Source organism: Kitasatospora sp. NPDC056327, assembly GCF_042261735.1.
Classification (GTDB): domain Bacteria; phylum Actinomycetota; class Actinomycetes; order Streptomycetales; family Streptomycetaceae; genus Kitasatospora.
This window is the reverse complement of sequence record NZ_JBHJRC010000458.1, coordinates 1-3,982: the sequence shown is the minus strand read 5'-3', so window position 1 is coordinate 3,982 and position 3,982 is coordinate 1. Positions and strand designations below refer to the sequence as shown.

The window sequence follows — 3,982 nt, the reverse complement described above, 5'->3', positions numbered from 1 at the left end:
CCCGTGCGGGGCGGCCGGGGCCGGGTGCGAGCGGGTGCCGGGTGCGGGTGGTCAGCCGCGCGAACCGTAGCCGAGGCGCGGGTGGTGGGAGGAGCGCTCCGCGGCCGACTGGCGCAGCTCGGTGGCGATCAGCGCCGCCTGCACCCGCCGCTCGACACCCAGCTTGGCCAGCAGCCGGGAGACGTGGTTCTTGACCGTCTTCTCGGCGAGGAAGAGCCGCTCCCCGATCTGACGGTTCGTCAGGCCCTCGCCGATCAGCGCGAGCACCTCCTGCTCGCGCGCGGTCAGTTCCGGGCCGCCGGCGGACGGCTGCGCGGGCTCGGCCTCGCTGCGCAGGCGGTTGAGCAGCCGGGTCGCGGCGCCCGGGTCGAGCATCGAGCGGCCGGAGGCGACGGTCCGGACGGCGGCCACCAGGTCGGTGCCGCTGATCTGCTTGAGCACGTAGCCGGCCGCACCGGCCATGACGGCGTCGAGCAGGGCCTCCTCGTCGTCGAAGGAGGTCAGCATCAGGCAGGCCAGATCGGGCATCCGGGAGCGCAGTTCGCGGCAGACGGCCACGCCGTCGCCGTCACCGAGGCGCACGTCCAGGACGGCGACGTCCGGGCGCAGCGCGGGGATGCGCACCAGCGCCTGCTCGGCGGTGCCGGCTTCGCCGACCACCTCCAGGTCGGGCTCGCCGTCCAGCAGGTCGTGCACGCCGCGCCGGACCACCTCGTGGTCGTCCAGCAGGAACACCCTGACGGGCGCCGGCGTCCCGGTCCCGCTCGTCTCGCTCGCCATCTCGCGGCTCCGCCCTCTCCGTGCCCGGCACACCGAACACCGGGTCCACCGCATCATCCTGCACCACCGGGCGCGCGCCCAGGGTCGAACGACCCCATTCCGGCCGCCGGGACCGCAGGGGCCGCTCACGGGGGTGGTGCTCGCGCCGCCCGCCGCGGTGCGCCGGGCGGCGCGAGGGCCTGTGGCACGCGCCCGGCACCGCCCCGGCGAGCGCGCAGCACGCCGGACCGCGGACCCGGGAACCCGGCCCCGGCGGGCGCCACCACCCCTGCTCACCCCGTCGGGGGCCCCGCGTCCCGCCACGAGACCCCCGCACCGCACGCCCGGCACCTCGCGGGGGCGGGCCGTCACCGGGCACCCGACGGCCGTGCGGCCGGGCGCTTCGGGACCGCCGCCGGCCCCGAAGCACCCGACGGGGCCCCCGCGCCCGTGATTGACGCTTCGTCAGAAACCGTGCCGCCGCCGCGCGCTCCCCAGGCCGATGAGCAGGAAGGCGGTGCAGACCACGACCGCGCCGACGGCCGCGGCCACCAGCCGGGTCGCGAGCGGACCGCCGCCGGAGAGCAGGATCGAGACGGCGCCGAGCGAGGCGATCGCCAGGCCGACGAGCAGCCAGCCGAGGAGGGCCCGGGCGGAGGGGCGCGGCGCGCAGGGCAACGGCTCCGGGGCCGGGTCGATCAGGGCCCAGCGCACCGCCTGCTCACGCTGTTCGGCCCGGCTCTGCAGCCCGGCGCGGACCCGCAGCAGGACACCGGCGACCAGACCGGCGAGCACGATCTGGGCGGCGGGCTCCCAGGCGGGGACGGCCAGCAGCAGGCCGCCGGCCAGGGCCAGACAGGCCCACCAGGTCACGCAGGCGGCCGCGGCGGTGCGCGACGACCGGGGGCGGTCCTCGCCGGCCTGGAGGTCGGCGATGGCGGGCAGGTACCAGACGCAGCCGGACGCGGTGATCGCGGCGGTGCCGATGGCCAGGACGATGTGGGACATGGAGCCGTGCACTCCTCAAGCCTCGGACGGTTCGGAGGGAGGGCCGCTCCCGCCCGCCCCTGGGGCGCGGCGCGGGCGGGAGCGGCGTTCTGGGGCGGGGGCGTCAGTCCTCGCCGTCGGCGGGCGAACCGCCCCCGGCCGAACCACCGCCGGACGGGCCGCCGCCGGACGCGCCCGCGCCGAGCGCACGGGCCCGGGAACGGCGCGGCAACGGGGCGTCGTACGCGGCGGGCGCGACCCCGGCCAGGTGCTTGGCCGGCTCGCCGTGGTGGTCCAGGTGGTCGCGGGCGGCGATCTCCGGGTGGTGCAGGTCGAAGGCCGGGGATTCGGAGCGGATCCGCGGCAGGGTGACGAAGTTGTGGCGCGGCGGCGGGCAGGAGGTCGCCCACTCCAGGGAGCGGCCCCAGCCCCACGGGTCGTCGACGGTGACCTTCTCGCCGTACTTGGCGGTCTTCCAGACGTTGTACAGGAACGGCAGGATCGACAGGCCGAGCAGGAAGGAACCGATGGTGGAGAAGGTGTTGAGGGCGGTGAACCCGTCGGAGGCCAGGTAGTCGGCGTACCGGCGCGGCATGCCCTCGGCGCCCAGCCAGTGCTGCACCAGGAAGGTCGAGTGGAAGCCCACGGTCAGCGTCCAGAAGGTGATCCTGCCGAGGCGCTCGTCCAGCATCCTGCCGGTCATCTTCGGCCACCAGAAGTGGAAGCCGGCGAACATCGCGTAGACCACGGTTCCGAAGAGCGTGTAGTGGAAGTGGGCGACGACGAAGTACGAGTCGGAGACGTGGAAGTCGATCGGCGGGGCCGCGAGCAGCACGCCGGTGAGACCGCCGAACAGGAAGGTGACCAGGAAGCCGACCGTCCACAGCATCGGCGTCTCGAAACTCAGCGAGCCCTTCCACATGGTGCCGACCCAGTTGAAGAACTTCACACCGGTCGGGACGGCGATGAGGAAGGTCATGAAGGAGAAGAACGGCAGCAGCACCTGCCCGGTGACGTACATGTGGTGCGCCCACACCGTCACCGAGAGGCCGGCGATCGCGATGGTGGCCGCGATCAGGCCGGAGTAGCCGAACATCGGCTTGCGGCTGAAGACCGGGATGACCTCCGAGACGATGCCGAAGAACGGCAACGCCAGGATGTACACCTCGGGATGGCCGAAGAACCAGAACAGGTGCTGCCAGAGCATGGCCCCGCCCGAGGACGGGTCGAAGACGTGGGAGCCGAACTTCCGGTCGCATTCGAGGGCCAGCAGCGCGGCGGCCAGGACCGGGAAGACCAGCAGCACCAGCACCGAGGTGAGCAGCACGTTCCAGCAGAAGATGGACATCCGGAACATGGTCAGGCCCGGGGCGCGCATGCAGATGATGGTGGTGATGAAGTTGACCGCGCCGAGGATCGAGCCGAAGCCGGAGAGCGTCACGCCCATGATCCACATGTCGGCGCCCACGCTGGGCGAGTGCACCGCGTCGGACAGCGGCGCGTAGAGGAACCAGCCGAAGTCGGCGGCGCCCTGCGGGGTCGCGAAGCCGGCCGCCGCGATCAGCGAACCGAACATGAACAGCCAGAAGGCCAGCATGTTCAGGCGCGGGAACGCGACGTCGGGGGCGCCGATCTGGAGCGGCATGATCCAGTTGGCGAAGCCGGTGAACAGCGGCATGGCGAACAGCAGCAGCATCACCGAACCGTGCATGGTGAAGGCCTGGTTGAACTGCTCGTTGGAGAGGATCTGCGTCCCCGGCCGGGCGAGCTCGGCGCGCATGACCAGGGCGAGGACGCCACCGATCAGGAAGAACCCGAACGCCGACACCAGGTACATGGTGCCGATCGTCTTGTGGTCGGTGGTCGTCAGCAGCCGGACCAGGGACGAGCCGGGTCGCCCGACCCGTGCCCCTCCCGGTCGGGCGGCGGACGACGGCGGCGCGCTGTCGCCCTGTGCCTCGATGGCGCTCAAGGACGCACTCCTTCGAAACTTCTGCGGATGGATGGCGATCCATGATCGGAACGGGCCAACCGTGCGCCCTAGGGCCGTTGGACCCAGCGGGCCGGGGCCGGTGGGCCTCGGATCCGGGCCGCCGACCGGGACCACCGTCCGCCCCGGACGGCGCCCCGGACGACGTCCGGGTCGGTGCCGGGGCGGTGCGGGGGCCGGACCCGGGTGACGGCCCGTCGAAAACGCAGGAACCGGTGCGGCCGGGGGAGTCGGAACTCCCCCGGC

Annotated in this window: 3 protein-coding genes; all 3 read right to left on the bottom strand. The window is 73.3% G+C overall.

The window, feature by feature from the left end:
* Positions 1-51 precede the first annotated feature (51 nt).
* Positions 52-780, bottom strand: coding sequence for a response regulator (locus ACFCX4_RS35130; protein ID WP_376151350.1), 729 nt, complete (start codon positions 778-780; stop codon positions 52-54).
* A 444-nt stretch (positions 781-1,224) separates the two neighbouring features.
* Positions 1,225-1,767 (bottom strand): hypothetical protein, encoded by a 543-nt coding sequence (locus tag ACFCX4_RS35125; protein ID WP_376151348.1) that lies wholly within the window; start codon positions 1,765-1,767, stop codon positions 1,225-1,227.
* Positions 1,768-1,870: 103 nt separating this feature from the next.
* Positions 1,871-3,583: a cytochrome c oxidase subunit I gene (gene ctaD / locus ACFCX4_RS35120; protein ID WP_376151352.1), complete on the bottom strand. Its 1,713-nt coding sequence runs from the start codon at positions 3,581-3,583 to the stop codon at positions 1,871-1,873.
* Positions 3,584-3,982 lie beyond the last annotated feature (399 nt).

Coding starts and splice junctions, on each gene's coding strand:
- ACFCX4_RS35130 (WP_376151350.1), bottom strand. CDS start 780: ATGGCGAGCGAGACGAGCGGGACCGGGACGCCGGCGCCCGTCAGGGTG.
- ctaD (WP_376151352.1), bottom strand. CDS start 3,583: ATGTACCTGGTGTCGGCGTTCGGGTTCTTCCTGATCGGTGGCGTCCTC.
- ACFCX4_RS35125 (WP_376151348.1), bottom strand. CDS start 1,767: ATGTCCCACATCGTCCTGGCCATCGGCACCGCCGCGATCACCGCGTCC.